At 64.2% G+C, this 26,795-nt stretch carries 24 protein-coding genes and 4 pseudogenes; 10 read left to right on the plus strand and 18 right to left on the minus strand.

Going from position 1 to position 26,795, the window contains the following annotated elements:
- Positions 1-5: 5 nt before the first annotated feature.
- A complete protein-coding gene (locus KO516_RS08850) occupies positions 6-1,106 on the minus strand; it encodes an ABC transporter ATP-binding protein (RefSeq protein ID WP_216003427.1) in 1,101 nt (366 codons plus the stop codon).
- Positions 1,107-1,561: 455 nt separating this feature from the next.
- Between KO516_RS08850 and argE the strand changes: the two genes are divergently transcribed.
- On the plus strand, positions 1,562-2,716 hold the full coding sequence (gene argE / locus KO516_RS08855) for an acetylornithine deacetylase (RefSeq protein ID WP_216003428.1): 1,155 nt from the start codon (positions 1,562-1,564) through the stop codon (positions 2,714-2,716).
- A 6-nt stretch (positions 2,717-2,722) separates the two neighbouring features.
- On the opposite strand, the gene KO516_RS08860 is transcribed toward argE, so the two are convergent.
- Positions 2,723-3,211, minus strand: coding sequence for a L,D-transpeptidase (locus KO516_RS08860; RefSeq protein WP_216003429.1), 489 nt, complete (start codon positions 3,209-3,211; stop codon positions 2,723-2,725).
- Positions 3,208-4,296, minus strand: coding sequence for a GTP cyclohydrolase II (ribA, locus tag KO516_RS08865; RefSeq protein WP_216003430.1), 1,089 nt, complete (start codon positions 4,294-4,296; stop codon positions 3,208-3,210). The genes KO516_RS08860 and ribA overlap by 4 nt, the downstream gene beginning before the upstream one ends.
- 159 nt (positions 4,297-4,455) lie before the next feature.
- On the opposite strand from ribA, the gene KO516_RS08870 reads away from it, so the two are divergent.
- From KO516_RS08870 to KO516_RS08880, 3 genes and pseudogenes are all read left to right on the plus strand, one after another.
- A complete protein-coding gene (locus KO516_RS08870; RefSeq protein ID WP_216003431.1) occupies positions 4,456-5,142 on the plus strand; it encodes a response regulator transcription factor in 687 nt (228 codons plus the stop codon).
- 844 nt (positions 5,143-5,986) lie between these two features.
- Positions 5,987-6,241: pseudogene (locus tag KO516_RS24730) on the plus strand (transposase); the annotation flags it as partial.
- A 66-nt stretch (positions 6,242-6,307) separates the two neighbouring features.
- Positions 6,308-6,922: pseudogene (locus KO516_RS08880) on the plus strand (transposase); the annotation flags it as partial.
- Positions 6,923-6,977: 55 nt separating this feature from the next.
- Here the strand turns inward: KO516_RS08880 and KO516_RS08885 are convergent.
- Entirely contained in the window at positions 6,978-8,234 is a 1,257-nt protein-coding gene (locus tag KO516_RS08885; RefSeq protein ID WP_216003432.1) for an IS256 family transposase, read from the minus strand.
- Positions 8,235-8,292: 58 nt separating this feature from the next.
- Between KO516_RS08885 and KO516_RS08890 the strand changes: the two are divergent.
- Both KO516_RS08890 and KO516_RS24165 read left to right on the plus strand, forming a co-directional pair.
- Positions 8,293-9,071, plus strand: a pseudogene (locus KO516_RS08890) (transposase); the annotation flags it as partial.
- 166 nt (positions 9,072-9,237) lie between these two features.
- Positions 9,238-9,369, plus strand: a pseudogene (locus KO516_RS24165) (IS5/IS1182 family transposase); the annotation flags it as partial.
- 740 nt (positions 9,370-10,109) lie between these two features.
- Here the strand turns inward: KO516_RS24165 and pnp are convergent.
- From pnp to KO516_RS08915, 4 genes are all read right to left on the minus strand, one after another.
- Positions 10,110-12,251, minus strand: a complete 2,142-nt coding sequence (gene pnp / locus KO516_RS08895; RefSeq protein ID WP_216003433.1) for a polyribonucleotide nucleotidyltransferase — start codon at positions 12,249-12,251, stop codon at positions 10,110-10,112.
- Between the two features lie 410 nt (positions 12,252-12,661).
- On the minus strand, positions 12,662-12,931 hold the full coding sequence (rpsO, locus tag KO516_RS08900) for a 30S ribosomal protein S15 (protein WP_216003434.1): 270 nt from the start codon (positions 12,929-12,931) through the stop codon (positions 12,662-12,664).
- 141 nt (positions 12,932-13,072) lie between these two features.
- Positions 13,073-13,573 (minus strand): hypothetical protein, encoded by a 501-nt coding sequence (locus KO516_RS08905; protein WP_216003519.1) that lies wholly within the window; start codon positions 13,571-13,573, stop codon positions 13,073-13,075.
- 168 nt (positions 13,574-13,741) lie between these two features.
- The gene (locus tag KO516_RS08915) at positions 13,742-14,242 is read right to left on the minus strand and encodes a DUF1643 domain-containing protein (protein ID WP_216003435.1); all 501 of its coding nucleotides are present in this window, start codon (positions 14,240-14,242) and stop codon (positions 13,742-13,744) included.
- A gap of 98 nt (positions 14,243-14,340) precedes the next feature.
- On the opposite strand from KO516_RS08915, the gene KO516_RS08920 reads away from it, so the two are divergent.
- The gene (locus KO516_RS08920) at positions 14,341-15,309 is read left to right on the plus strand and encodes a threonine/serine dehydratase (protein WP_216003436.1); all 969 of its coding nucleotides are present in this window, start codon (positions 14,341-14,343) and stop codon (positions 15,307-15,309) included.
- On the opposite strand, the gene dtd is transcribed toward KO516_RS08920, so the two are convergent.
- The 3 genes from dtd to KO516_RS08935 all read right to left on the minus strand — a co-directional run bounded on the left by dtd (position 15,306) and on the right by KO516_RS08935 (position 18,288).
- A complete protein-coding gene (gene dtd / locus KO516_RS08925) occupies positions 15,306-15,761 on the minus strand; it encodes a D-aminoacyl-tRNA deacylase (protein ID WP_216003437.1) in 456 nt (151 codons plus the stop codon). The two genes, KO516_RS08920 and dtd, sit on opposite strands and share 4 nt — an antisense overlap.
- A complete protein-coding gene (locus tag KO516_RS08930; protein ID WP_216003438.1) occupies positions 15,758-16,657 on the minus strand; it encodes a carbohydrate kinase in 900 nt (299 codons plus the stop codon). The genes dtd and KO516_RS08930 overlap by 4 nt, the downstream gene beginning before the upstream one ends.
- A gap of 545 nt (positions 16,658-17,202) precedes the next feature.
- Positions 17,203-18,288: a TFIIB-type zinc finger domain-containing protein gene (locus KO516_RS08935; protein ID WP_216003439.1), complete on the minus strand. Its 1,086-nt coding sequence runs from the start codon at positions 18,286-18,288 to the stop codon at positions 17,203-17,205.
- Between the two features lie 121 nt (positions 18,289-18,409).
- On the opposite strand from KO516_RS08935, the gene KO516_RS08940 reads away from it, so the two are divergent.
- Positions 18,410-18,952 carry a hypothetical protein gene (locus KO516_RS08940; protein ID WP_371742054.1) on the plus strand — a complete coding sequence of 181 codons (543 nt, stop codon included), beginning with the start codon at positions 18,410-18,412 and terminating at the stop codon, positions 18,950-18,952.
- On the opposite strand, the gene KO516_RS08945 is transcribed toward KO516_RS08940, so the two are convergent.
- The 7 genes from KO516_RS08945 to KO516_RS08975 all read right to left on the minus strand — a co-directional run bounded on the left by KO516_RS08945 (position 18,949) and on the right by KO516_RS08975 (position 25,717).
- Positions 18,949-20,061 (minus strand): SPFH domain-containing protein, encoded by a 1,113-nt coding sequence (locus KO516_RS08945; RefSeq protein WP_216003441.1) that lies wholly within the window; start codon positions 20,059-20,061, stop codon positions 18,949-18,951. The genes KO516_RS08940 and KO516_RS08945 overlap by 4 nt on opposite strands.
- A gap of 160 nt (positions 20,062-20,221) precedes the next feature.
- Positions 20,222-21,196: a DUF2927 domain-containing protein gene (locus KO516_RS08950; protein WP_216003442.1), complete on the minus strand. Its 975-nt coding sequence runs from the start codon at positions 21,194-21,196 to the stop codon at positions 20,222-20,224.
- A 3-nt stretch (positions 21,197-21,199) separates the two neighbouring features.
- A complete protein-coding gene (locus KO516_RS08955; RefSeq protein WP_216003443.1) occupies positions 21,200-22,402 on the minus strand; it encodes a toxic anion resistance protein in 1,203 nt (400 codons plus the stop codon).
- Positions 22,403-22,445: 43 nt separating this feature from the next.
- Positions 22,446-23,330 carry a 5-bromo-4-chloroindolyl phosphate hydrolysis family protein gene (locus tag KO516_RS08960; RefSeq protein ID WP_216003444.1) on the minus strand — a complete coding sequence of 295 codons (885 nt, stop codon included), beginning with the start codon at positions 23,328-23,330 and terminating at the stop codon, positions 22,446-22,448.
- A gap of 192 nt (positions 23,331-23,522) precedes the next feature.
- Positions 23,523-24,413 carry a hypothetical protein gene (locus KO516_RS08965; protein WP_216003445.1) on the minus strand — a complete coding sequence of 297 codons (891 nt, stop codon included), beginning with the start codon at positions 24,411-24,413 and terminating at the stop codon, positions 23,523-23,525.
- A gap of 47 nt (positions 24,414-24,460) precedes the next feature.
- Positions 24,461-24,661, minus strand: coding sequence for a hypothetical protein (locus KO516_RS08970; protein ID WP_216003446.1), 201 nt, complete (start codon positions 24,659-24,661; stop codon positions 24,461-24,463).
- 138 nt (positions 24,662-24,799) lie between these two features.
- Positions 24,800-25,717: a pseudouridine synthase gene (locus tag KO516_RS08975; protein ID WP_216003447.1), complete on the minus strand. Its 918-nt coding sequence runs from the start codon at positions 25,715-25,717 to the stop codon at positions 24,800-24,802.
- Between the two features lie 75 nt (positions 25,718-25,792).
- On the opposite strand from KO516_RS08975, the gene KO516_RS08980 reads away from it, so the two are divergent.
- Positions 25,793-26,248, plus strand: coding sequence for a nucleoside deaminase (locus KO516_RS08980; protein ID WP_216003448.1), 456 nt, complete (start codon positions 25,793-25,795; stop codon positions 26,246-26,248).
- Positions 26,242-26,781, plus strand: a complete 540-nt coding sequence (locus KO516_RS08985) for a pseudouridine synthase (RefSeq protein WP_216003449.1) — start codon at positions 26,242-26,244, stop codon at positions 26,779-26,781. The genes KO516_RS08980 and KO516_RS08985 overlap by 7 nt, the downstream gene beginning before the upstream one ends.
- The last annotated feature ends 14 nt before the right edge of the window (positions 26,782-26,795 follow it).

Raw genomic sequence — 26,795 nt, forward strand, 5'->3', positions numbered from 1 at the left:
CGGTCTTAATCTGCATCAAGCGCGCGGCAATCCTCGGGCAGCCAGCCGATGTTGACTTCCTGCCCCGGCTTCAGGCGTTCCTGATCCGCACGGTTGCGCGTCTTGATGACGAATTCTCGGTTCCCCGCCACCTCGAGCCGGGTGCGGAAAATATCGCCCATATAGACGAATTCCAGCACCTTGGCCTTCAGCGTATGCGCATCGGGGCCAAGCTCGGGGTTGACCTCGACCCGCTCGGGGCGGATCGAAACGCGGGTCTTCTGGCCAACCTCGGTGACGTTGACCGGCTTGGCGTCGATCATCGCACCGTTTTCAAGCTGCACGGTGCAGTGATCGCCCTTCAACTGGGTCACGGTGCCTTCGAGCGTGTTGTTCTCGCCGATGAACTGGGCCACGAAGCTGTTGCTGGGCGCCTCATACAGCTCGTCCGGCGGGGCCAGCTGCTGAATGCGCCCGTCGTTGAAAACCGCGACGCGGTCGGACATGGTCAGCGCTTCGGTCTGATCGTGGGTGACGTAAACCGTGGTGATGCCAAGGCTGTGCGCGAGATTGGTGATCTCGAACTGCATCTTCTCGCGCAGCTGCTTGTCGAGCGCGCCGAGCGGTTCGTCCATCAACACCAGCTCGGGTTCGAACACCAGCGCGCGGGCCAGTGCGATCCGCTGTTGCTGACCGCCCGACAGCTGCGCCGGGCGGCGGCTGCCGAAATCGCCCATCTCGACCATGTCGAGCGCGCGCTTGACCTTGGCCTCGCGGTCCGATTTGCCGATCTTGCGCACTTCGAGCGGGAAGGCGAGATTCTCGGCCACCGTCATATGCGGAAACAGCGCGTAGTTCTGGAACACCATGCCGATGCCGCGCTTGTGCGGCGGGATGTTGTTGATGCTGACCCCGTCGAGCTTGATCTCGCCATGGGTCGCGGTTTCGAAACCCGCAAGCATCATCAGGCAGGTGGTCTTGCCCGACCCGGACGGGCCAAGCATGGTCAGGAACTCGCCCTTGGGCAGGCTCAGGTTCAGATCCTTCACGACGAGCGTCTCGCCGTCATAGCTTTTCTGTACGCGTTCGAACGCGACAAATGCGTCGCTTGCTCCGGTATCTGGCAAATCCGGCTCCCCGTTGATAGATCGCGAATTTGTCTTCGCTGTATTGTAGGCAAACTAAACCGCGCCCTGCCCCATGTTGCAACCGGATACACGGCTTGAAATGATCACAAGCCTAAACACGGGATATTTCCTTGTGATATGCCGGAACTACAGGCGAAACGGCCAATATTATCCGGTATGCAGGATATTTCACCGCGCCATCTGGGGGCTCCTGCGCCCTGAACTGGATGTACACAGATGTTTTTCAGGCTCAGAATCGCGCAAACCGGGCAAAACCGGCATGACAAGTGCCGTTTTCTCTGGCAGATGCACCGAAATTCACCACCCCCAAACCAGCTTGCCCGTTGCGAGCTATCCGGGCGCGGCTGGCCCTTCCAACGGGCGCGCAAGCGGCTAGCCCATGGGCAGGGGCACCGATCCGACTCGCCCGCCATGCCACAGGAGCCGCAGCCGACATGCTTGAGACCACCGAAGACATCCTCGCGCGGCTGATCGCCTTTCCCACCGTGTCGAGCGAAAGCAATCTCGAGATGATGCGCTGGATCGCCGATTTGCTCGATCCGCTGGGCGCCAAGGTCGAGCTTTTCGAGGACGCCAGCGGCACCAAGGCCAACATGTTCGCCACCCTCGGGCCGGACATCCCCGGCGGCATCGTGCTGTCAGGCCATACCGACGTGGTGCCGGTAACCGATCAGGCATGGAGCAGCGATCCCTTCGAGATGGTGGCCCGCGACGGGCTGCTGTACGGGCGCGGCACCTGCGACATGAAGGGCTTCATCGCGGCGACGCTGGCGCTGGCCGGATCGCTGTCGCGCCGCACCCTGACGCGCCCGGTGCACCTGTGCTTCACCCATGACGAAGAGGTCGGCTGTATGGGTGCCCGCGCGCTGGTGCCCGAACTCAAACGGCGCGGTTATGCGCCCAGCATGGCCATCATCGGTGAGCCGACGGAAATGCGCATCATCGAGGGCCACAAGGGCTGCTGCGAATACACCTGCCGCTTCCACGGGCTGGAAGGCCACGGCTCGGCGCCCGAGCGCGGAGTCAACGCCGTGGGCTACGCGGTGCGCTATGTCACCCGGCTGATGCAACTGGCCGAGGCGCTGAAGGGCCGCGCGCCGCTCGACTCGCGCTTCGATCCGCCATGGACGACGGTGAGCGTCGGGCGTCTGCACGGCGGCGTGGCGCATAATGTCATTCCCGGCCTCGCCGAACTGGAATGGGAAATGCGCCCGGTTCAGGCCGGCGACGCCGGTTTCGTCAAGGATGCGCTGAACGCTTTTGTCGAAACCGAACTGCTGCCCGAAATGCGCCGGATCCATCCCGAGGCACGCATCGACACGCAGGTGATCGGCGAGGTCGCCGGGCTTGAGCCGATGAGCGACAACGCCGCCCGCGATCTGGTGGCGCATCTGACCGGCAGCAACGCCTGCGACGTAGTGCCCTTTGGCACCGAGGCGGGGCTGTTTCAGGAAATGGGCCTGTCGGTGGTGGTCTGCGGGCCGGGTTCGATCGCGCAGGCGCACAAGCCGGATGAATTCATCGCCCGCACCCAGCTGGCCGAATGTATCGGGATGCTGGAAGGCGTGGCACGCAGCGTCAGCGCCTAGCGTGCTTTAGCCCGGAACGATCAGCCGCGTTCCGGGGGCCGCCAGCGCCGCAATTGCTCTCAGATGATCGCGGCGAAAGGCGATGCAGCCTTCGGTCGGATAGCCGGGCCGGCGCCACTGGTGCAAAAAGATCGCCGAGCCGCGCCCCGGCACCGCATCCGGCCAGTTCCAGTCGGTCAGCAGCACGATGTCATACAGCGGATCAGCGCGGCGCATCCGCTCGTGGCTATGGGCATAGGGTGCCCGGACGGCGTGGTTGTAATCGGCATCGCCTTCGGCATCAGACCACAGATCTCCGGGCAGGATCGGCTGCGCCCAAGGCGCGGGCGGCGCGACGCGGTCGGGCCGGTAGAGCGTGCCGACGATGCGATGCGCGCCCTTGGGCGTTGCGCCATCGCCTTCTCGCTTGTCCGCCCGGATTCCGCCCTTGCCGATCGAACAGGGCCAGACCCTCCCGGCAAAGCGCAGCCCCATCGGCGTCAGCACCATGCTCATAGCAGATGCCCCGACTTGGCAGCCTTGGTAGCCAGATAGGCCTCGTTGAACGGGTTCTCGCCCACTTTCAGCGGCACACGCTCGCTCACCGCGATGCCGCAACGTTCCATCATGGCGATCTTGGCGGGGTTGTTGGTCAGCAGCCGCACCGCGCCAAAGCCCATCTTGCGCAGGATCTCGGCCCCAAGGCGGAAATCGCGTTCGTCATCCTCGAACCCCAGCCGATGGTTGGCCTCGACGGTATCAAAGCCCTGATCCTGCAAGGCATAGGCGCGCATCTTGTTGGCAAGGCCAATGCCGCGCCCCTCCTGATTGAGATACAGCAAGACGCCGCTGCCCTCCTGCCCCATCTTTGCCAGCGCCGCGTTCAGCTGCGGGCCGCAATCGCATTTCAACGAGCCCAGAAGATCGCCCGTGAAACAGGCCGAATGCAGCCGCGCAAGCACCGGGGCAGCGCGGTCGGGGCGGCCGATCTCGATGGCGTAATGCTCATCCGATCCATCCTCGGGGCGGAAGATATGCAGACGGGCGTTCTCGGCGGCGCGTAGCGGTACGCGCGCCGACACCACGTGATCGAGATTCGCCAGCGCCAGCAGCCACGGCGCGGCCTCGTTGCCGTCGATCAGGGTCAGGCGTTCGTCGCGGGCCAGCGCCTCGGGCGATTCCAGAGGCATCACTAGCGCCGCCGGTAACAGACGCGCCGATTTCGCCAGCGTGATCGCCAGCCGATGCAGCGCCGCGTTGCCCTCGCGCCGCGTGGCAAGCGGGCCCTTCATCGGCGCCGACAGATCGTCCTTGGGATCGGCGATGGCCAGAACCCAGCCGATATCGGCGCCCTTGGGCAGCACCACCCGCGCGACATCGCCATCATAGGCCCGCGCCTTGAGCGTCTCGGCCCGGCGCGCGGTCAGCACCAGATCGGGCGCGCCCCGCGCCAGCATCTCTGCCAGCCGCTCTGGCGCGCCAGTCTCGGCCGCCAGCATCAGAACCCCACCCTCGCCGCCGGTCAGCACCACCGGCACCCCCATGCGCAGATCGGCCCGCGCGCGGGCAAGAAGTTCCATAAGGCTTGGAGCAAGGGGCATGCGAGTCTTCCAGATCAGAGGCGGCACTGCAACAAATCAGCCCGGATCCTGTAACAAAAGCCCTAGCGCAACACGAGGGCGTGAGACAGTTGCAGTAAAACTTGCCCACACGCAACGGTGTTTCCATGTGAGGGGAAACGAGACAAGGAAGACCGAGACATGCCCCAGATCAAGAACATCCTGCTGGTGGACGACGACGACGACCTGCGCGAGGCGCTGGCCGAACAGCTGGTGATGACCGAAGACTTCGAGGTGTTCGAAGCCGACAACGGCACCGGGGCCATGGGCCGGGTCAAGGAACAAAATTACGAGCTGATCATTCTCGACGTCGGCCTGCCCGACACCGACGGTCGCGAGCTGTGCAAGCTGATGCGCAAGCAGGGAGTCAAGGCGCCGATCATCATGCTGACCGGCCACGATACCGACGCAGACACCATTCTCGGTCTCGACGCCGGGGCGAACGACTACGTCACCAAGCCCTTCAAATTTCCGGTACTGCTGGCCCGCATCCGCGCCCAGCTGCGCCAGCATGAGCAATCCGAGGATGCCGTGTTCACCGTCGGCCCGTATACATTCAAACCCGCAATGAAGCTGCTGGTGACCGAGGAGGATCGCAAGATCCGCCTCACCGAAAAAGAGACCAGCATCCTGAAGTACCTCTATCGCTCGACCGAAGGCGTGGTGCCTCGCGATGTCCTGCTGCACGAGGTCTGGGGGTATAATGCGGGCGTCACGACCCACACGCTGGAAACCCACATCTACCGCCTGCGTCAAAAGATCGAGCCCGATCCTTCGAACGCGCGCATCCTTGTGACTGAATCCGGCGGCTATCGTCTAGTCTCCTGATGCAAAGGCAGGCCTGGCCGCAATGCCCGGCCTGCCTCCGGCGGGAGTTTATCCGGCAAGATGAAGCAGGGCGCTGCGCCTTACCTTCATCTTGCCGGATAAACTCCGGGGGGAGCGCGTAGCGCGGGGGGGCTGGCCCCCCTCTGCCCCTGAGACAGGGTGCCCTGTTTTTAAAGCGTTTCGCTTTGAACCTGAGACACGGGGAATTCTTTTGATACGACAGATGTGATTCATCCATCTTGGAAGGGCGGATCATGTCAGAACCTTCGCCATCTGCCCTGCGAGCGCGGTTTCAGAGATACATTGAAGAAGGGTTAAGCGGGCGGGCGGCGGCTTTTCGTCTGAAGTTGTCTGCGGCACGGGTGCGCGGTGGGCACGTTGGGTTCGGACCAAGGGCAATGCGGAACCCGCCCCTCAGATCCTACCACGCCGCAGGGAGAAACTGGCCCCGCATCAGGCTTTCCTTGAAAATTTCATCGGCCGGGACACCGCATAGCGCTCTTCGAACCGCCCGATGCGATGCCAGAGGCAGGGGGCGGGTGGGCTCATCCCTCTTCCATCGCCAAGTTGCTGATCCGGCTTGGCTACACGTTCAAAAAAGTCGATGGTCGCAACCGAGCGCCATCGAGCCAAGGTAAGACAGCAGCGCGCCGATTGGTTCAGGCATCGAGGTCCAGCCGTCACGGCCTAGATATAACACTTTGTTTTTACTTTTAAAAATTTAGTTAAGATGAGCCTGGCCCGCCTGCGCAGCAGGGCCAAGCGAGGGAGTGGCTGACCATGGACGCCCCCTTTGGCTGCTAGGGAGCGAAGACATTGATCACGGGCCTGCCCCAAGACGCGCTGCCCCCCGTGGGTCATCAAAGGGAGACTGGATGGCTCCGTGTTTGCCGCCTGCCTCCGCAAAGTGCTGGTGCCTGAGATCCCCCCCGGCACGGTCGTCGCCCGTGGCAACCTGGCCACGCACCGGAACACGGAAGCCGCCGAGGCCTTGCGCGACCATGGCTGCTGGTTCCTTTACCTGCCGCCATACCCGCCAAACCTGAACCCCATCGAACTGGCTTTGTTGCACAGATCGGGTGGTGGCCTATTTCGTTGAAAAACTCTCGCTTGATTGAAGGACCGTCGGCTGATTCAATTCCTACATTGGGTAGGAGGATTGGCGATGATGGGACCGGGGCGGGAGGCGCAACCGGCGCTGTTCTACGAGTTTTCGCTTGAGGATTATGTCCCGCAGAACCACCTACTGCGCTCAATCGATCGGTTCGTCGACCTGTCCGGGATCCGCACCTACCTTGCCGATTTCTACAGCCATACCGGGCGGCCTTCGGTCGATCCTGAACTCCTCATACGGATGCTGCTGGTGGGCTATTGCTTCGGTATCCGGGCAGAGCGGAGGCTCTGCGAAGAGGTGCATCTGAACCTGGCTTATCGCTGGTTCGGCCGCATGGACCTCAGCGACCGGGTGCCCGACCATTCCACGTTTTCTAAGAACCGACATGGGCATTTACGCGACAGCGAGTTGCTCCGCCACCTCTTCGAGACCACAGTAGCCCGCTGTATCGAAGTAGGCCTGGTCAGCGGACAGCGCATGGCGGTGGATGCCAGTCTGATCGAGGCTGATGTCAACAAGCAGAACTCGACGCCCAAGGAGGAGTGGGACGCGAAGCAGATTGATCTCTCCGACGCGCCAAGGGCCGTTCGCGAGTATCTCGCCACCCTGGATGAGGCAGCCTTCGGTGCCGCCAGCGAGGTCCAGCCCAAGTTTACGTCCCATTCCTTGGGGAGTTTCCTGAACTTTGTGTATCCGTGCCGATCCATGCGGTTTTGGATACTCAAGCGTCGAAGCGCTCACCGAACATTATGGCGAACTGATTGCGGGCTGCAAACCATTCCCTGACGTTTCGGCCATCCCTCTCGAAGTTGCGGATGGCGAGGTAGATCAGCTTGGTCGCGGCCTCGTCGGTTGGGAACGAGCCCCGTGTCTTGATGGATTTCCGGATGACGCGGTTCAGACTTTCTATGGCATTCGTGGTGTAGATGATCTTGCGGATCGCGGGATCGAAACCAAAGAACGGGATCGCCTCCTGCCATGCCCGGCGCCAGGCCGGGGCGATGGAGGCGTATTTCCCGGCCCATTTCTCCTCGAAGGCATCGAGCTCGGCCTCGGCCATATCGGCGGTCGGGGCGCTGTAAACCCGGCGCAGGTCGGCCGCCACCATCTTCCGGTCCTTCCAGGAGCAGAAGTTCAGGCTGTGGCGCAGCAGATGCACGATGCATGTCTGGACCATGGCCTCCGGGAAGGCGGCGGTGATGGCCTCGGGGAAGCCCTTCAGGCCGTCCACGACCGCGATCAGGATGTCCTGGGTACCGCGGTTCTTCAGCTCGTTCATCACTGCCAGCCAGAATTTGGCGCCTTCATTTTCGGCGATCCAGAGGCCAAGAACCTCGCGCTGGCCATCGCGGGTAACGCCCAAGGCGACATACACAGCCTTGTTCTTCACCGTCCGGCTGTCGGCATCGCGGATCTTCACCCGTAGCGCGTCGAAGATCACAATCGGATACATCCGCTCCAGCGCCCGGCTCTGCCATTCCCGGACCTCGTCCAGAACGGCGTCGGTCACGCGGCTGATCAGGTCGGGCGAGACCTTCAGGCCGTAGATCTCGAGCAGATGAGCTTGGATATCCCGCACCGTCAGCCCGGCGGCATAAAGCCCGATGATCTTGTCATCCATCCCGTCGATCCGGGTCTGGCCCTTCTTCACCAGTTCGGGCTCGAAGCTGCTGTCGCGGTCGCGGGGCACCGCCACCGGCATCTCTCCGTCCTGCCCTTTCAGCACCTTGGTCGAGGTGCCGTTCCGGCGGTTGCCCTGGCCCGGTGGAACCTCCTGGCCCTCTTCATAGCCCACCCTTTTCGGGATATTGCTATGCAATACCCTGCCGGGCAGTGGATGCGCGGTCAGCTCGGCGCCCAGCATCCGCTCCATGAGCTCGATCTTCAGCTCTTTCATCAACCCGGCCTCGCCGAGCAGGTCCTCAGGACGCTCCACGCACTTCAGCAGTTCATCCAGTAGTTCCCTGGAGATCGTCATGCATGCTTCCTTTCGAAGAAGCATGCACCGGATCGCTCATACACAGAAGATCTGACACTCTCATTCCGACCCGGCCAGCCAGTGGACGGCGGCGCGCAAGGGTCCGGCATTCTTCAGCTATTCCGACAACTACCTGATCGATACGGACCATGGCGTCATCGTGGACGTGGAAGCGACGCGGTCCATCCGGCAGGCTGAAGTGGGCTCGACGAAGACCATGCTCAAGCGCGTGAAGGCCAGGTTCGACCTCCACCCCGAGCGCCTGATTGCCGGCACCGCCTATGGCACGGCCCCGATGCTCGGCTGGTTGGTCGACCAACAGATTGCTCCTCACATCCGGTCTTGGACGAGTCTGGGCGCAGCGACGGCACTGGGACCCGCGCCGACTTCGAATGGGACGCCGAGAACAACCAGTACATCTGCCCTGAGAGGCACGAGCTGATGCAATTCCGTCGCAACTACTCCGATCCCAATCGCGGTCCGACCGGCAAGGGCGTCGCCAAATACCGGTGTCTGAAGCACACCTGTCAGGCCTGTCCCTTGAAGGCACGCTGCTGCCCGAATATGAATTTCCGCTCGGTCACCCGCGAGGAACATGAGGACGCCCGGCAGGTCGTCCGCGATATCGCCAAAACCGAGCAATAGGTCATCTCGATGAAGCTGCGAAAGAAGGTCGAGATGCTCTTTACTCACCTCAAACGGATCCTTGGCCTGAACCGGCTCCGATCACGTGGACCCTGCGGTGCGAATGACGAATTCCTCCTCGCCGCAGTCGCCCAAAACTTCCGGAAACTGGCCAAGATCTTTCCTGCACCGCAGCATTCGCGAAAAGCCTGATAAGAGAGGCACTTGCGGTCTCGTCACCGGGTAGAATCCTGCATCAGCGAGCGCGTGTTTTTCCACGGAATCGGCCAAATCCCCCCTTTCGCCGGACTCATCCCACGGTTCTCGTGAGATTTCTTTGCAACGCGCGCCCTTCATCCCGGTCGGTCAGTGGAGGCTCTGCCTGAAACGGATGGAGCAATCTCTCATGGCACGGAGGTTCGACCGCCAATTCGCAGAAATCCAACTCCGTATCGCCGCGCTCGACCGCTATTGCGCGCATGGCATAGCTGTCAGCGTGCGCTTAGGGTAAACCCTTATGGGGTAAGAAAAAGAACGCCCGTCACCCGATTTGTGCGACAAAGCTGGCAGAGTGAAGATGGTTGCAAGACGCAGCGCACCTTATCTTTGGATGGAAACGTAGGTGCCCTGCCCCGGTTCCTGAGAACGGGTGGAAACCTTTGCTGCAACGCGGCGGCGGCGGTCAGATTGACGACAGGCGGAATTCCGCCTTTTGACAGTGCAAACGGGCATTGTACAAATACCTTTGAGTATTAGATAAGGGCTGTCCCGTTGCATGTGCGGGTTCTCACATGCACCTCCCTGTTGGACTTGGCCGGGCGTCATTGCCCGGCCCTTTTTTTTGCTGCCGCCAGCAACGCCAAGGCTGTTGTCGGGCCGCGCCGAACCCGCGCCAGCAAGAGCTGGTTTTGCAACGTAATGCCTGCAATTCGGGTCCGGACATCACATTGCATCGCAAGCGCAGCGCCGGGAACTTGCATCCCGCCATGAGATCAGCGCTTTTCAAGAATAGACTGGGCCCCGGGATATCCCGCCCCGGGACCCATTGGCTGGCGTTAGGTCCGTGAGTGGCGCCGCCGTATTTGCATTTGCTAGCATCCAATCATGCAGACATTAACAAATTGGTAATTTCCTTGATGACAAGGTCGACGCCAGCATTTCCATCGCACCTTTATTCAAACGGACCCGGCAAAATGAAAACACCCCGACCTTTCGGTCGGGGTGCTGACATGACGGTCGAATGGCGATGCCTTATTCGGCGTCTTCCTTGTTCTTTTCGGGGGCCAGCTCTTCGCCGGTCGCCTGATCCACCATCTTCATCGCGAGGCGCACCTTGCCGCGATCGTCAAAGCCCAGAAGCTTGACATAGACTTCCTGGCCTTCCTTCAGAACGTCCGAAGGATGGTTCAGGCGGCGGTTTTCGATCTGGCTGACATGCACGAGGCCGTCACGCTTGCCAAAGAAGTTCACGAAGGCGCCGAAATCGACGATCTTCACGACCTTACCCTTGTAGACCTTGTTTTCCTCGGGCTCGGCCACGATCGAATAGATCATGTCATAGGCCTTCTGGATGGCTTCACCGTTCGGCGAGGCGATCTTGATCACGCCATCGTCGTTGATGTCGACCTTGGCGCCCGACACTTCGACGATCTCGCGGATGACCTTACCGCCCGAGCCGATCACTTCACGGATCTTGTCGGTGGGGATGTTCATGGTCTCGATGCGCGGCGCATGTTCAGAGAACTCGCCCGCCTCGGTCAGCGCCTTGGACATCTCGCCCAGAATGTGCAGACGGCCGGCCTTGGCCTGCGCCAGCGCCTGCTTCATGATCTCGGGGGTGATGCCCGCGACCTTGATGTCCATCTGCAGCGAGGTGATGCCGTTTTCGGTGCCCGCAACCTTGAAATCCATGTCGCCGAGGTGATCCTCGTCGCCAAGGATATCCGACAGGACCGCCCATTCGCCATCGTCCTCAAGCACGAGACCCATGGCCACACCGGCCACCGGCGCCTTGAGCGGAACGCCCGCGTCCATCATCGACAGCGAACCGCCGCAGACCGACGCCATCGACGACGAGCCGTTGGATTCGGTGATCTCGGACACGATGCGGATGGTGTAGGGGAAATCCGTCGCCGCCGGCAGAACCGCCTGCAGCGCGCGCCATGCCAGCTTGCCGTGGCCGATTTCGCGGCGGCCCGGACCGGACACACGACCCACTTCGCCGACCGAATAGGGCGGGAAGTTGTAGTGCAGCATGAAGTTGGATTTGAAGTTGCCGTGCAGCGCGTCGATGAACTGTTCGTCATCGCCGGTGCCCAGCGTGGTCACGACCAGCGCCTGGGTTTCACCGCGGGTGAACAGCGCAGAACCGTGGGTGCGCGGCAGAACCTTGGTTTCCGACACGATCGAGCGGATCTCGTCAAGCGCACGACCATCGATGCGGCGCTTGTTCTTCACCACATCGGCGCGCAGAACGGTCGATTCTAGCTTCTTCAGGGCGGAGCCGAGGTTGGCATCCTCAAGCTGCTCTTCGGAGAGCTGCGCCTTGATGTCTTCCTTGGCGGCCGACACGGCGGCAACACGTGCCTGCTTGTCGGAGATCGCATAGGCGGCGCGCATCTTGTCTTCGCCAAGGCCCTTCACAACGCCGAACAGCTCGGAATAATCCGGTGCCTGGAAGTCGAACGGCTCTTTCGCGGCGTCTTCTGCCAGCGAGATGATCAGGTCGATGACCGGCTGGATCTGCTCGTGAGCAAAGACCACGGCGCCGAGCATCTCGTCTTCGGTCAGCTCGTAAGCTTCCGATTCGACCATCATCACGGCTTCTTTGGTGCCGGCGACAACCAGATCGAGACGCTGCTCGGGGTTGTTGCGCAGCCCCTGCATATCATCGACGGTCGGGTTCAGCACGTATTCGCCATCCTCAAAACCGACGCGAGCGCCAGCGATCGGGCCCATGAAGGGCACGCCGGAGATGGTCAGCGCGGCGGAAGCGGCGATCATTGCGACGATATCGGGGTCGTTGACCAGATCGTGCGACAGCACGGTGCACATCACCAGCACTTCGTGCTTGAAGCCGGACACGAACAGCGGGCGGATCGGACGGTCGATCAGGCGGGCGGTCAGCGTTTCCTTTTCGGTCGGCCGCGCCTCGCGCTTGAAGAACCCGCCGGGAACCTTGCCCGCAGCGTAGTATTTTTCCTGATAGTGGACGGTCAGCGGAAAGAAGTCCTGACCCGGCTTCGGCTCTTTCGCGAAGGTCACGTTGGCCATGACCGAGGTCTCGCCCAGCGTGGCGATGACGGTGCCGTCAGCCTGGCGGGCAACCTTGCCCGTTTCCAGGGTGAGGGTCTCTTCGCCCCACTGCATGGATTTCTTGGAGATGTTGAACATTTGCGTATGCATATCCTGTAGGGGAGCCTCGCGGGCCCTCCCGCGTCTCCCATTTTGCGTGGCGGCCCCATTGCCGCCGCCCCCTTCATCCTCTTGCACGCGCCCGGGGGCTATCGGCGTCACGTCTCAGATGGGGCCGCCCATATAGTGTTTTGCCACAGATTGAAAGAAAAACCCGAGATCCTGCTGCCGCGCCCCCATAGCGACGGAGCGGGCCAGCCAAGGCCCCCTGCCCCTGCCACCGGGCCTGGCGCGGCCATCCTGTCCGCGCTGCCCGCGACCCCTGCCATGACTTGCCCACGGCCTTGCGCAGGGGCCGAAAACGCGAAACGCCCGCTTCGGTGGAAGCGGGCGTCTACAAAACCGATGGGGCGCGATGCCCGTATGCTTAACGGCGGATGCCGAAGCGCTTAGCGGCGGATGCCGAGGCGCTTGATGAGGTCGGTGTACCGAGCCTCTTCTTTCTTCTTGAGGTAATCCAGCAGCTTGCGGCGCTGAGCCACCATCATCAGAAGGCCACGACGCGAGTGGTTGTCCTTCTTGTGGGTCTTGAAGTGCTCGGTCAGCGTGGTGATGCGGCTGGTGAGGATGGCAACCTGAACTTCGGGCGAACCGGTGTCGCCTTCCTTGGTTGCGAATTCTTTCAGCAGGCGGTTCTTTTCTTCGACGGTGATCGACATCGGGGTCTCCTTTGGGTTTGTGTGAATGGCGCAGGCCGGGATGTCGTCCAGCAAGGCCCGTGGAGATATCCACCCGGCAGGCCGGGGGATGTGCGCCTATAGGGCGATTCCACGCGTTTGGCAAAGGAAAAGGCCATGTGGTCAGACAGGCAGCCCTGCCGCGGCGCTTTCGCTGATCAGAACGATGCTGTCCGGCGGGGGCACATCCGCCGCGGGCAGCGTGGCGACTGGCGCGCCATCCAGCAGGATATCGGTCATGCCCGGCGTCTTGGAAACGCGCAGACCCAGCAGCGGCGGCGCGCCGCCATCGCTGTGGTCCCAGACGATGACCATGTGTGCATCCGGCGCATCTGGGTCTGCGGGCGCCGGCCCCGCGTCGCCCCGGCCATCGTCCCAGTACGGCGGCGCGCCCTCGTCCAGCGCCTCGTCGGTCGTCTCGTCTGGGTCCGCCTTGGGGTCAGCACCCGGCCAGCGCGTTGCGACGACATCCGCCGGCGCGGCCGGATGGTCGGTGGCATCGCCGGGCAGGTGTTCGGCCAGCTCAGCGCCGGTTTGCGGCCCCGGCGACGGCAGATCGCCGCCCGGCGGCCATTCCGCGCGCAGAGCGACGACAGGGTCCGTCCTGCCGTCATCGTCAGGCAAGGCGCCGTCACCCGGCTCATCCCGCTGTCCTGCGTGCCAAAAACCGCCACCGATCCCAGCACCATCATTCCCATCAGCCCAGCGAGCCAAAGCATCTGCCATCCCTCGAAACGCGCTCGGCCCCTGCAAGACAGACAAAGGTAAACATGGCCCGAACGGCGGAGCGCCTTACGCGGGGCGCACCCATGGCAAGGGCGCAACCGCGTAAGGGACATAAAGCGGATGCCTCGGGTGCCCGTCGCGGGTCAGCCCGAGGTGATGCAGCTCGCCGCAAAGCCCCGCCACTTGCGCAGCCCGCCCCAGATAGCTGCCATGCGTGCCCCATGCGGCAAGGGTCATCTCTGCCGCGCGGTGCCAGCGCAACAAGAGCGCGTCGTTTTCCGGCCCGACCGGCACCGGCGCGCGGCGCAGATCGGCAGGCCGCGTGGCACGAAAGGCAAAGAGATTGGCGATGCGCAACGCGCCAAAACCCAGCGCCACGGCCCGGCGCTGACAGCGCTCGATGGTGGGATCGTTGCGCCGCTCGTCGGCGGTCGAGGGGTTGAGCATGATGAACAGCAGGCAGCCGCCCTCGCCCCAGCGCCGTTCGAGCCCGTAGCGGTACGTCTCGCAAGGCGAATAAAGCGCACGCGAGACAACGCCCGCCTCGATATGCTGCCGTTCGATCATGGTGCGCAGATAGCCCTCGCCCCGCGCGCAGTGCAAGCGATTGACATGCCCGCGCCGCGGACGCAGGTTCCGCGCAAGAACAGCGCAAGGACATCCCTATGGACATCGCCCGCATCGACGCCGCCGCCGCGCGGCTGGCCGGTCACGCCCGCCGCACCCCTCTGCTCAGCTCGCCCTTTCTGGACGAGATCGCCGGAAGGCGCGTGCTGGTAAAGGCCGAATGCCTGCAACACACCGGCAGCTTCAAGTTTCGCGGCGCGTGGTCGGCGATTTCGGCGATGCCCCCCGAAACGCGGGCGCGCGGCATCATCGCGTTTTCCTCGGGCAACCACGCGCAGGGCGTGGCGCTGGCGGCCAAGCTGCACGGGGTGCCGGCGGTGATCATCATGCCGTCCGATGCGCCCGCCGCCAAGGTCGCCGGCACGCGCGGACTTGGGGCCGAGGTGGTGCCCTATGATCGGGCCAGCGAAGACCGCGACGCGCTTGGGGAAAAGCTGTCGCAGGAACGCGGCCTCGTGCTGGTCAAGCCCTTTGACGAGCCCGAGGTGATCGCCGGGCAAGCCTCTTGCGGGCTGGAAATCGCCGAGCAGGCCGCCGAAGCGGGGGTTTCACAGGCTGACGTGCTGGTGTGTTGCGGCGGCGGCGGGCTGACCTCGGGCATCGCGCTGGCGCTGGAAGCCCGCGCGCCGGGGATGCGGGTGCGCCCGGCAGAACCCGAAGGCTTCGACGATGCCGCCCGCTCGCTCGCCTCTGGCAAGATCGAGCGTAACGTACGGCTGTCGGGCAATATCTGTGATGCGATCATCACGCCGCAGCCGGGGAACCTGACCTTTCCGATCATGAAGCGCCTGTGCGGGCCGGGCCTTGCGGTCAGCGAGGACGAGGCGCTGCGGGCGATGGCGCTGGCGTTCCGGCATCTCAAGATCGTGGCAGAGCCCGGCGGCGCGGTGGCCTTGGCGGCGGCGCTGTTCCGGGGCGCGGACATCGAAGGCGATGCGGTGATCTGCACCGTGTCCGGCGGCAACGTCGATCCGGCGATCTTTGCCCGCGCGCTGGAAACGCTCTAGCTCTTGGCCCAGGTGTCGGTGTCGAGAGGGATCGTCACCGGCCCGTCATTGATCAGGCTCACCTGCATCTCGGCCGCGAAACGCCCCGTGCCGACGGGCACGCCCTGCGCTTGCAGCTGGGCCGCGAAATGCTCGTAAAGCCGCCGCCCCGTGTCTGGCGCGGCGGCGCTGGAAAAGCCGGGCCGGTTGCCGCTGCGGGTATCCGCCGAAAGCGTGAACTGGCTGACCACCAGCGCCGCCCCATGCACATCCAGCACCGAGCGGTTCATCTTGCCCGCCTCGTCGGCAAAAATCCGCAGCTTGGCGATCTTGGCCGCCAGTTTTTTCGATTCGGCCTCGGTGTCACCCTGCATGGCGCAGACAAGGATCATCAGTCCCGGCCCGACCTCGCCGATCACCGCGCCACCAACGCTGACCTGCGCCTGCGTGACGCGCTGAACGATGGCTCTCACAATTCGTTGGCCCACGGCGGGTTGGCCCCCGCGCGCGAGACGGTCACCGCCGCCGCCGCCGCGCCAAGCGCCACCGCCGGGCGCAGCGCCTCGAGCGATGCATCGCGCACGCCTTCGCGTGACAGCAGCCCCGCCCGCCACAGCCCGGCCAACAGCCCGGCGTTGAAAGTATCGCCCGCGCCGACCGTATCGACCACCTCGGCCTTGCGCGCGGGCACCAGCATCTCGCCCGCTGCCGTTCTTGCACTGACCCCGACGGCACCGCGGGTTTCCAGCACCAGCGCCACGCCGCCTTCCAGCAGTTGCTCAGGGGTGGTGCCAAGCCAGAACATGTCCTCGTCCGAGATCTTGACGATGTCGGCGCGCGACAGCATCGCCGCCAGCCGCGCGCGATAGCCCGCCTCGTCGGTGACGAAACCGGGGCGAATGTTGGGATCCATCATCACCAGCCGCTCGCCCGCACCGGCGCAAAGCGCGGCATAGCTGTCGGCGGCAGGCTCGGACACCAGAGAAATGCCGCCAAAGAACAGCGCCTCGACGCCATCCGTCAGCGTCGGCAAATCAGCGGGGGTCAGCATACGCCCGGCGGTCATCTCGTCGTAAAAGGCGTATTGCGCCTGCCCATTGGTCAGCGTCACAAAGGCCAGCGTTGTCGGCCGCTCGCTGCGCGGCGCCAGCGAGGCATCGACGCGCGACTCGCTCAGCGCCTTCGACAGCACCTGTCCGAACAGATCATTCGACAGCCCGCCGAAATAGCCCGCAGGCGCGCCAAGCCGCCCCAGCGCGATGGCGGTGTTGAACACCGAGCCGCCCGCAACCGGCGCAAACGACGCTTCTCCGGTGGTTGCCGTACGCGGCAACATGTCGATCAGCGATTCTCCGCAGCAGAGGATCATGCCCCGCCCTCCCATTCCTGTTAGCGCCGCAACCTGCCCCGGACCGCCCCCTGAAATCAAGTGCGGATAATCGCAGGAACTTGACCGGGATCATGGTCGGGCGGGTTTTTGCGCGATACTCTGAAGATGTGGAAAGGACGGGGTTGCATGGGCCGCATGGCCTACCCCGATCCCCGGCAAAGGGCCGGACGCACCGCGCTTTGGGGCCCGGCGAGACGTTTGGGGCGAACGCCCCCGCGCCGCGCTGCGGGTCTGCCCGTTGCATCGCGTGAAACGCGACAGACGGTTGCGGCAAGCGTCAACACCCTGTCGGGTCGGACTGCAATCTTTACCCTGCCACGAGGAGGAGCATGGTGATGGTCCTTCGTGTACCAGTGGAACTCAGGTCGAGGGGCGTCGATCAGACGCCTTGGGAGGGTTCGCAGAGTCCACGGAGGCTGTGCGAGAGGCGAAAACCGAGGCGGCGATCCCCGTCCTGCCTTGACCGAAACCTTTGGCGCCGTCGCTGTGGAGGGGGTGGGCAGCAATGCCCACCCCTGCCTGTGTCAGCCGTTCATCGCGACCACATAGCCCACCACGCCCGCAACGATCAGCCCGGCAATGACCGCAAGCGCGATCTTCCAGGCCGACCATGGCCGTTCGCCCTGTACCCGGCCCGTGGTGCCGTTGACCACAAAGCGATAGGTCTGGCCCTTGTATTTGTAGGCGGCCAGCCAGACCGGCAGCAGCACATGTTTGAAGGTCACATCCGCAACCTGCGTATCCAGCGCATGGATGCGCTGGCGGTCGCCGCCGATGTCGAATTTCACGTCCCGTTCGATCTGCCGGTCCATGATGCCGCGCGCTTCGGCAAAGCCTTCGTCAAGATCGACCTGATAGCCTTCGGCGCGGAAACCGGCCAGAAATTCAGGGCGATAAGGTTCCATCCGCGTCAGATCCCACGGCTGAAGCGCGTCGGTGTATTTCTTGGGCAGGCTGCGCGAGGCCAGCACCAGCACATCGTCGAAAAACCGCGACACCCGCCCCGACGCGGCGCGCCAGCGCACCTTGGCGACAGTGACGCGCTGCATCTTGCCATCGCGCATGACCTGCCGGGTTTCGTGATAGACCGTGCCGCGCTGGCCGCGATAATCGGTCTGCGTCTGCGCGTCGAAGGTCCAGAACGGCACATAGATGCCCTGCATCTTGCGCCCCTTGCGGGCGTAATCCTGCAAACCGCCGGGCGCGAACCACAGCCCGCCCAGCCAGTCGGTCATCGCCCGGCGCGCCTCGGTCTCGTCCAGCGCAAAGGGCAGCAGGCCGCGCGGCTTGATCTGGCGATGGGTGCCGGTGCCGGTGACCACCGGCGTGGCGCAGAACGGACATTCGGCGGCATGCACATCGGCGTCGAATTCCACCTCGGCGCCGCAATTGGGGCACTGGGTGACCTGCAGGTCTTCCATCTCTTGCAAGGGCAGCAGGTTGGCGATGGCCGCCTTGAAATCCATCTCGCGGATCGCGCCACCCCAAGGGCCCGCATCCTCGACCGGCTTGATATGGCCGCAGTGATCGCAATGCAGCTCGCCCTTGACCGGATCATAGCGATAATCCGCCCCGCATTGTTCGCAGGGAAAGCGGTGTTCCTCGTTCATCAGTGCCCTCTGAAGCCTGTCTCGGGAGAGACCCTAGGCGCGAAGCGGCGCAAGGGAAACCCGGTTTTCCTGCACGCCCCGCCGCGTTACGATGGCAACGCGAACAGCAGGCGAGGATGACGTGAACGCATTGGCAGGACTGGTTTTCGCGGCGCTGGCCGCGACGGGCGCCGCAGCAGAAGACATCGCCTACAGCTTCCATTGGGACGGCGCGAATGGCTATGAACTGCACGGCGGCATGGCCTTCGACGAGGCTTTTCTGAGCCAGCCCGAGGTCAACGCCCGCGACCTGAGCTGCTTTTTCATCGAAGGCCGCAAGGACGGCGCGCCGATTGGCCGCTGGGCGCTGGGGATGCTGAGCGAGACCACCACATGGACACTGACCTACCTGCCCGCGCGCGAGGCCTTCGCCGTCTACAGCGCGCAGCACCCGATGCCGCAGGCGTGGAACATGGACGGTGACGGCGTCGATTGCGGCAAAGGCGGCTTTGGCTTTAACATCGGCAACGCGGCGCAGGATCTGTGCCTTGACGGGCAGCTGTTGCTGGCCTCGCAAGTGCCGCCCGATCGGCCCTTTCCGGCGACATTGGCCCCCGACATGCAGTTCCCGCCCGATGCTTGCCTCGGGCCAAACCTGCTGAGCGCGCTGGAGCTGCCGCGCTAGCTCCCCGGCGGCGGCGGCGGCATGACGGTGAACAGCTGCGCCAGTTCGGCCACGTCTTCGGCGCGCTTCCAGCCATCCTGCCCCTGCGTCCAGACATGGGTTTGACGGGTCAGCCCGCCTTCGGTCACCATGCGGCCCAGCCGGGCCTTGCTGAACGGGCCGGAGGTCTGGCCGTTCTCGGCCAGATGCCACACATGTTCAACCGGAGGCGGCGGCGGTGGAGGCGGCGCCGAGGGCCGCGCGCCCCAAGGCCCGGCCTGCGCCTGACCGCTCATCTGCGCGCCCATCGACATGCCAAGCCCGGCGCCAAAGCCGGTGCCCATGGCCTGCCCGGCGGCAGAACCTTCGGCCCCCAGCGCCTCGGCGGCCTGAAATTTCGTGTAAGCGTCGAGATTGCCCAGCACCCCCATCGAGGTGCGCTTGTCCATCGCCTTTTCCACCGCGGCGGGCAGCGAGATGTTTTCGATGTAAAGCTCGGGCAGCGACAGGCCGTAATCCGCGATGGTCGCGGAAATGCCATCGGCCAGCATCCGCCCCAGATCCTGCGTGTTCGCCGCCATATCCAGCACCGGAATGCCCGACCCTGCGATCAGGCGCGAGAATTCCTGCACGATGATATTGCGGATCTGAAAGCTGATCTCGTCCGAGGTGAATTCGCCGTCGGTACCGACGATTTCCGACAGGAAGCGCGCCGGATCGGCGACACGCACCGAATAGGTGCCAAAAGCCCGCAGCCGCACCGGCCCGAATTCGGGATCGCGGCACATGATCGGGTTCTTGGTGCCCCATTTCAGCCCGGTCATCCGGGTGGTGTTGACGAAATAGATCTCGGATTTGAACGGCGAGCGAAAACCATGATCCCAGTGCTGAAGCGAAGTCATCACCGGCATGTTGTTGGTTTCAAGCATATACAGCCCCGGCGTGAACACATCGGCCAGCTGGCCTTCGTGCACGAACACCGCCGCCTGCCCTTCGCGGACGGTCAGCTTGGCGCCGTATTTTATCTCGTGGCCGTAACGTTCGAAGCGCCAGACCATCGTGTCACGGCTGTCGTCCACCCAGTGGATGACGTCGATGAACTGGCCCGAAAGGAAATCAAGAATGCCCATGTCGGCCCCCGATCAGAAATGCTGTGTCACAGTCAACTTAACCACCCTTCGCCCGCGCACAAGCGCGGCGCGACAGAATTGCGCCCGCAAAGCGGGGATCATTTGACAGGCAGGCTGTGAACACCCCAGCGAACAGCGGTGGCAAAAAGGGGGCGGCGTGTTAGCTGCCGCCAAGCAATGCGGCGGCGCGCTGTCGCACAATGGGGCGCACCTCTTCAGCGACCATCCCGGCCTTGACGGCAGGATCGTAGAGCAATTTCAGCAACAGCTCGTCATGCGTGGTCAACAGCGCGAACTCGTCGTCATCGTTGAAGATCGACGGGCGCGCCGCCGGGCTGTCATTGCCAAGACCAAGCCCCTGCGCGATTTCCTCGTGAATGCACGACCGGCGCAGCAGGTCCGGATGTTCGGAGCGGATCACCGCGATGGCATCGCCGTAGGCATAGCCGCCGCGCTGCGCCGAAAACGCGATCACAAGGCAATGGATCGAGCGTGGCAGATTGTCGAAGATCGCCAGCGCCGACGGGTTCATGTCGGGCACCAGCTCCCGGATGCGCGGCGCCAGCGTAGCCTTGTCATCCTCGGACATGAACAGCACGTGGAAATTCGCCGGCCCGTCGGTCATCGTGATCGAATGCCCGGTGATCCGCGCCAGCCGGTTGACGTAGCCGGTCACCATGTTGGTGTCGGTCACGCGCTGATCCTGTGGAACGTGGTCGCCGTATTCGATGGCCACGCGCACCGGCATTTCCCATTTCTTGATATTGCCAAGCGCACCGTTCGACGGGCGCAGCCCTGCGCCGCGCTCGTATTCCTCGGCCAATGCGATGCGTTCGAAATTGCGCAGAAGCATGGTGTCGGTGAACGGCGTGTCCGGCCCGCCGCCATCGGTGCGCAGCAGCCCCTGCGCCAGCAGATCCTGCTGGACCTTCGCGTAATAGGTCTGAAGATCGCGGCTGGTCAGCGACTGGCTGGGCGCCTGCGGTTCGCGCTCCGGTGGCTCAGGCTTGAGCGGACCGGGCCGCGCCTGCGGCGCAACGTCGGTCTGGCGCGGAGCAAGTGTCGAGCTGTCGCAGGCGGCAAGCGCCCCGAGCAGCATCAGGCACGGCCCGATATGACGCAGCCCCGCGCGCATGGCTCAGCCGCGCCCGGGCACGGCGGTGCCAGCGTTGTCGCCCACGCCATCCTTGCGCGCCTTGGCCGAGGCCAGCGTGTCGCGCAGATCGTGTTCCATCTTTTTCAGCTCATCCTCGGCCTTGGCACGGCGCGCCTTGCCCTCATCGGCGATTTGCAGGCTTTCCTGGATGGTGGCGATCAGATCGGCATTGGCCTGCTTGACGGCCTCGATGTCGAAGACGCCGCGCTCCATCTCGGTGCGGATCGCCTTGTTGCTGTCGCGCAGGTTGGCGGCGTTGGCGGTCAGCAGCTCGTTGGTCAGGTCATTGGCCTCGCGCACCGCCTTGGCAGCTTCGGTGCTGCGCTGGATGGTGACCGCCTGCGCCAGCTGGGTTTCCCACAGCGGTACGGTGTTGACGAGGGTCGAATTGATCTTGGTCACCAGCGACTTGTCGTTCTCCTGCACCAGCCGGATGCTGGGCAGCGACTGCATCGTCACCTGCCGCGTCAGCTTCAGATCATGCACCCGGCGTTCCAGATCGTCGCGCGCGGCGCGCAGATCGCGCAACTCCTGCGCCTTCATCACCTGCTCGGCCTCGGGCGCGGCCTGCACCGCCGCCTCGTGCGCGGGAATGTCCACGCTGTCGATCTCGGCCAGCTTGGCCTCGCCCGCGGCGATATACAGCGCCAGTTCGTCGTAGAAGGACAGCGTCTTGTCATACAGCATATCAAGCGATTTGATGTCCTTGAGCAGGACATGTTCATGCTTGAGCAGATTGTCGGTGATGCGGTCGATCTGGCCCTGCACCTGTTCGTATTTCGCGGTGAACTTGGCAAAGGGCGCGGCTTTGCCCATCAGCTTTTCCCACCAGCTCTGCTTGCGGCGCACGTCGAGTTCCGACACCGCAAAGCCCTTCAGCGTGGTGACGATGTCGCGCAGGCTGTCACCGGCCGGGCCGACATCCTTGTTGCGCACCCCGTCGAGCATCTCTTTCGAGATTTCCTGAAGCTCGGCCTGCGCGTTCGACCCGAAAGAGACGATGGAATTGCTGTCCTCCATGTCGATTTCGCTCATGCGCGAGCGGATCTCTTCGGAGATTTCGGGCGAGGCCTCTGCCAGCGGTACGATGGCCTGCGCCTCTCCCGGCTCGGGCAGAACGACCGCGTTCAGTTCATCGACCATTGCCACGGACTTTGCAGCCTCGACTCTTACGCTCTCGGACATCCATACGTCTCCCGACTAAATTTTCCCGTTCAGGCTACCGTGCTTAACGCGCGCGCAGCCCGTCCCGTTGCAAACGATCCCGCAAAACCTCGATTTCGACCGTAAGATCGGCGTTGCTGTCGAGCAGGAGTTTCTGGTTCTTCTGGCTGAAGCTGTCCTCAAGATCGGTGAGGAGCATCATGAAATCGCTGCGCGCGCCCTGATCCCGGCTGCGGCTGAAGATATCGGCGAATTTCACCGCCGCATCGCGCGCGCCCATCAGATAGACGCCCAGATACTTGCGCGCGGCGGTCAGATCGCGCGGGTCTTCCTCGACCGTGCGGATCAGCTGGCTGACCTTGGTGTGAAAGCGCTCGACTCGCGCCTCGACCTCGCGATCGCCCGCGCGGCGCACCGCGCCCTCCATCTCGGACAGGTAGGTTTCGGCCTCGTCCACCACCTTGGCAACGCGATCCTGCTGGAAGGTATCGACGCCGTCCATTCCCTTGCTTTTCAGCGGGTCGATGCCAAAGGCGGCCAGATGCAGCGCCCCGGCGCAAATCCCATAAAGCGGCGCGGCCAGCAGGTTTCCCTCCCCCCGCGCCACGGCAAGGCCGACGCCGATGCCCGTTGCCGCCGCGGCAAGGATCTTGCGCGGGATCGCCGGGCGACGTGCGACGCGGCGGGCATCATAGGCGGCCTGCGCGCGAACCCCGTCGCGCAGCAGCCATGCGCCAAGCAGCAGCGCCCCCGCCCCGGCAAGACCGACCGCAAGGCCGATAGCCCCATCATTGAGCGAGGTCGCCGCCAGAACGATCGGCGGCGCAAACATCACGTTGGTGCGCGCGCCCACCGGATCGACCGTTGCGCCGGTATAATGCCCCGCGGGCAGATCGGGCGCGGAGTCGTCGCCGTCGGGGCTGAATTTGCCGCCATAGCGCTTTGCCATGCTCAGAGCCCTCCGAGCCAGCCCGAAGTGACCCCGAAAAGCAGGACGATCAGCAGCACGTAAGCCGTTTTCTGCAACGCAGCGCCGGACATGTGACCTCCTGAGTGACCGCCGTTCAAAGCAAATCTAAGATCAATCCGGGCAAGTTGCTAGGGGGAAACCCCGCCATTTCGCGTTCGCAGCAAAGCGGTATCAGGCCACCTGATCGCGCGGCATCCGGTGCCACAGAACGTCGGCCTGCAATTCGTACGCATCGCGTCCGGTTCGGGCGCCGGACTTGCGCGCGCACCCCTCGTATGCCTCGCCGATTGCGACCAGATGGGCGATGTAGCGGCGCCGGGCCCGAAAGCGATCACCGCTGTCCCACGCGCCCAGAAGCGCGGTATTTTCGCGGTGCAGCATGTCGACCAGCATGGTGATCGGCTTGCGCAGCCGACGCATGCCGCCGCCGCTATCGCCCAGCGCCCGGCTCAGCGCCATGACCCCGGTGCGCAGCGCCTCGAACTGGCGGGTGATCTCTGTATCGCCAAGGTTGGCAATCTCGCAGGCCAGCTCTTCGAGCTTGGCGTCGATGAGGATCAGCGTTTCGGAGGTGCTGGGCTGAAGCCGGTGCAGATCGATCGGGCGGTCCGATTGGCCGACGGCCTCGTTATCCGCCTTGTCCTTGAGCGGGTCCATCCCGAAGGCGACAAACCCCAGCACCGTGGCCAGCGCCCCCAGCACGACGGGCAGGACCAGCGTCTCGAAATGATGCCCGGCCAGAATCATGACAATGAGGCCGATGAGCGCGTAGCCTATGGCCTTGCGCGGCAGCTTTGGTGCGCGTGCGGCCTGCGCCCGGTTGAACGCGTTGCTGACCTGCTGCCCGACGTGGATCAGCCGCAGTGCAGCGAGCAGCAGCACAAGCAGAAGGATTGCGCTGAAGGCGGCGACGCCGCTGCCCTCGAACAGCAGGCGAAATATCGGAAAGGACGCAAGAAACAGCACGCCAAGCGCGGAGTCGAGCGGCCCGATCGGCACTTCGCCGCGGCTCGCCCGCGACATCTGAGCCTTGGTCATACGTTCAGCCGAGCTTTCAGACATCTCGAACCCCTCTTGCCGCACCGAAGCCGTTGCCTTCGGGCATGGGATCACAGGAAATAGCTCAACGCGAAAATCATCACCCAGAGCACGGCAAAGCACAGCTTTGCCGCCGGGTTGCCACCGTAGCGCAGGCGGTGCGCCGCATCGGTCAGCGCGACGAAGGTGTCGCGCGCAACTGTCCGCAGGCTGCACAGCACGAATACCGTGGTGGCTGTCAGAATCGCGAAGGCCAGGATCGTAGTCATCATGGCCGCGAAACTGTCGGCGAAACCGGGCGAAAAAGCGGCGCCGTCCGGGAAAAACCACGAAATCTTCACTAAGGTTAACGGATAGTTACGGGACGCGCGGCGCGATTACTGCCCTCTGCAACGCCGCGCGCACACGGCCTAGTTGCGCCCGGGTTTTGGGCCAGTCTTCGGACCAGCCTTCGGGCCGGGGTTGCGGCGGCGCACCGGAACCGGGCGGTCGGGCTTGGCGCCCTCCATGCCCAGCTGATCGCGCAGCACCTTGCCGCGGATCTCCTGTACCTCGCCTTCCTTGAGCTGGCCCAGCTGGAACGGCCCGTAAGACACCCGGATCAGCCGGTTCACCGTCAGACCGATGTCGGTCATGGCGCGACGAATTTCGCGGTTCTTGCCCTCGCGCAGGCCGACGGTCAGCCAGGCGTTGGCCCCCTGCTGGCGGTCAAGCGTCACCTGCATAGGTTGATAGCGCTGCCCCTCGACGGTGATGCCCTCGCGCAACGGTGCCAGCGTATTCTCCGATGGCCTGCCGTTCACCCGCACGCGGTATTTGCGCAGCCAGCCGGTCGACGGCAGCTCGAGCTTGCGCTTGATGCCGCCATCATTGGTCAGCAGCAAAAGCCCCTCGGAGTTCAGATCGAGTCGTCCGACGCTCATCACCCGCGGCATATCCTCGGGCAGCTTGTCGAAGATCGTGGCGCGGCCCTGCTCGTCGCGGGTCGTGGTCACAAGGCCCGCAGGCTTGTGATAGAGCCACAGGCGCGCATCTTCGGCTTCGGCCAGCGGGTTGCCATCGACGGTGACCTTGTCGCTGGGCAGCACGTTCAGCGCGGCGCGCTCGACGATGGCGCCATTGACCGACACGCGGCCCTCCGCGATCATCTTCTCGGCGTCGCGGCGGCTGGCGACACCCGCGCGCGACAACACCTTGGCGATGCGCTCACCGGGGGGCGTGCCTTCGGCGGGCGCAGCCTGCTGCGCCGGCTTGCGCGGCTTCGGTCTGGGTCTGGGCTGGGGTCGGGCGCCAGAAGGGCGGCCGCCACGAGAGGGCTTGTCTGTCATGCCTGCCCCATACAGCAAGCGCCGCGCGCTGGGAAGCGTCTCGCCAAGGGCGCGGCGCTCGGCTATGCCGGGGCCATGAGTTTTCGCAGTCATATGGACATCGCGCTGCGCGAAGGGCGCGCCGCCGCCGCCCGTGGCGAGGTGCCGGTGGGCGCGGTGATCGTCGCGCCGTCGGGCGCGATCGTCGCCGCGGCGGGCAATCGCACGCGCGAGCTGAACGATCCCACCGCCCATGCCGAAATTCTGGCCCTGCGCGCCGCCTGCGCCGCCGCCGGGTCCGAACGCCTGCCCGGCCACGCGCTCTACGTAACGCTGGAGCCCTGCCCGATGTGCGCCGCCGCGATCTCGTTCGCCCGAATCGCGCGGCTGTATTATGGCGCGTCCGACCCCAAGTCGGGCGGCATCGCCCAAGGGCCGCGCAGCTACAGCCACCCGCAATGCCATCACGTCCCCGAGGTCTATGACGGCATCGACGCCGCCCCCTCCGAGGCGCTGCTGCGCGATTTCTTCCGCGAAAGACGCCAATGCTGATCCTGTTGAACAAACCCTTCGGCGCGCTGTCGCAATTCACCGACAAGGGCACGCAGGGCAGCCCGCGCGCCACGCTGTCCGATTACGTGGACGTTCCCGGAGTCTACCCTGCGGGCAGGCTCGACCGCGACAGCGAAGGACTGTTGCTGCTCACCGACGATGGCCGCCTTCAGGCACGAATCGCCCATCCGAAGTTTCGCAAGCCCAAGACCTATCTCGTTCAGGTCGAAGGCGATCCGACCGATGCCGACCTGTCACCGCTGCGCAAGGGCGTCACGCTCAAGGACGGCCCGACCCGCCCCGCCGAGGTCCGCCGCATCCCCACCCCTGAACTTTGGGAGCGCGTGCCGCCGGTGCGCTTTCGCAAATCGGTGCCCGATTGCTGGCTGGAAATCACCCTCACCGAAGGTCGCAACCGGCAGGTTCGCCGCATGACCGCTCATGTCGGCTTGCCTTGCCTGCGCCTTGTGCGCTGGTCCATCGGCGAGTGGAACGTCGAGGGCATTGCCCCCGGCACGTGGCGCGCGCTCTGACCCGAGCGCCGCGC

This window comes from Citreicella sp. C3M06 (assembly GCF_018860705.1).
Classification (GTDB): domain Bacteria; phylum Pseudomonadota; class Alphaproteobacteria; order Rhodobacterales; family Rhodobacteraceae; genus Salipiger.

What these genes read in the sequence shown, in the direction of transcription:
- argE (WP_216003428.1), top strand. Translation starts at nt 1,562, where the DNA reads ATGCTTGAGACCACCGAAGACATCCTCGCGCGGCTGATCGCCTTTCCC.
- KO516_RS08860 (WP_216003429.1), bottom strand. Translation starts at nt 3,211, where the DNA reads ATGAGCATGGTGCTGACGCCGATGGGGCTGCGCTTTGCCGGGAGGGTC.
- ribA (WP_216003430.1), bottom strand. Translation starts at nt 4,296, where the DNA reads ATGCCCCTTGCTCCAAGCCTTATGGAACTTCTTGCCCGCGCGCGGGCC.
- KO516_RS08870 (WP_216003431.1), top strand. Translation starts at nt 4,456, where the DNA reads ATGCCCCAGATCAAGAACATCCTGCTGGTGGACGACGACGACGACCTG.
- KO516_RS08885 (WP_216003432.1), bottom strand. Translation starts at nt 8,234, where the DNA reads ATGACGATCTCCAGGGAACTACTGGATGAACTGCTGAAGTGCGTGGAG.
- pnp (WP_216003433.1), bottom strand. Translation starts at nt 12,251, where the DNA reads ATGTTCAACATCTCCAAGAAATCCATGCAGTGGGGCGAAGAGACCCTC.
- rpsO (WP_216003434.1), bottom strand. Translation starts at nt 12,931, where the DNA reads ATGTCGATCACCGTCGAAGAAAAGAACCGCCTGCTGAAAGAATTCGCA.
- KO516_RS08915 (WP_216003435.1), bottom strand. Translation starts at nt 14,242, where the DNA reads ATGATCGAACGGCAGCATATCGAGGCGGGCGTTGTCTCGCGTGCGCTT.
- KO516_RS08920 (WP_216003436.1), top strand. Translation starts at nt 14,341, where the DNA reads ATGGACATCGCCCGCATCGACGCCGCCGCCGCGCGGCTGGCCGGTCAC.
- KO516_RS08930 (WP_216003438.1), bottom strand. Translation starts at nt 16,657, where the DNA reads ATGATCCTCTGCTGCGGAGAATCGCTGATCGACATGTTGCCGCGTACG.
- KO516_RS08935 (WP_216003439.1), bottom strand. Translation starts at nt 18,288, where the DNA reads ATGAACGAGGAACACCGCTTTCCCTGCGAACAATGCGGGGCGGATTAT.
- KO516_RS08945 (WP_216003441.1), bottom strand. Translation starts at nt 20,061, where the DNA reads ATGGGCATTCTTGATTTCCTTTCGGGCCAGTTCATCGACGTCATCCAC.
- KO516_RS08950 (WP_216003442.1), bottom strand. Translation starts at nt 21,196, where the DNA reads ATGCGCGCGGGGCTGCGTCATATCGGGCCGTGCCTGATGCTGCTCGGG.
- KO516_RS08955 (WP_216003443.1), bottom strand. Translation starts at nt 22,402, where the DNA reads ATGTCCGAGAGCGTAAGAGTCGAGGCTGCAAAGTCCGTGGCAATGGTC.
- KO516_RS08960 (WP_216003444.1), bottom strand. Translation starts at nt 23,330, where the DNA reads ATGGCAAAGCGCTATGGCGGCAAATTCAGCCCCGACGGCGACGACTCC.
- KO516_RS08965 (WP_216003445.1), bottom strand. Translation starts at nt 24,413, where the DNA reads ATGTCTGAAAGCTCGGCTGAACGTATGACCAAGGCTCAGATGTCGCGG.
- KO516_RS08970 (WP_216003446.1), bottom strand. Translation starts at nt 24,661, where the DNA reads ATGATGACTACGATCCTGGCCTTCGCGATTCTGACAGCCACCACGGTA.
- KO516_RS08975 (WP_216003447.1), bottom strand. Translation starts at nt 25,717, where the DNA reads ATGACAGACAAGCCCTCTCGTGGCGGCCGCCCTTCTGGCGCCCGACCC.
- KO516_RS08980 (WP_216003448.1), top strand. Translation starts at nt 25,793, where the DNA reads ATGAGTTTTCGCAGTCATATGGACATCGCGCTGCGCGAAGGGCGCGCC.
- KO516_RS08985 (WP_216003449.1), top strand. Translation starts at nt 26,242, where the DNA reads ATGCTGATCCTGTTGAACAAACCCTTCGGCGCGCTGTCGCAATTCACC.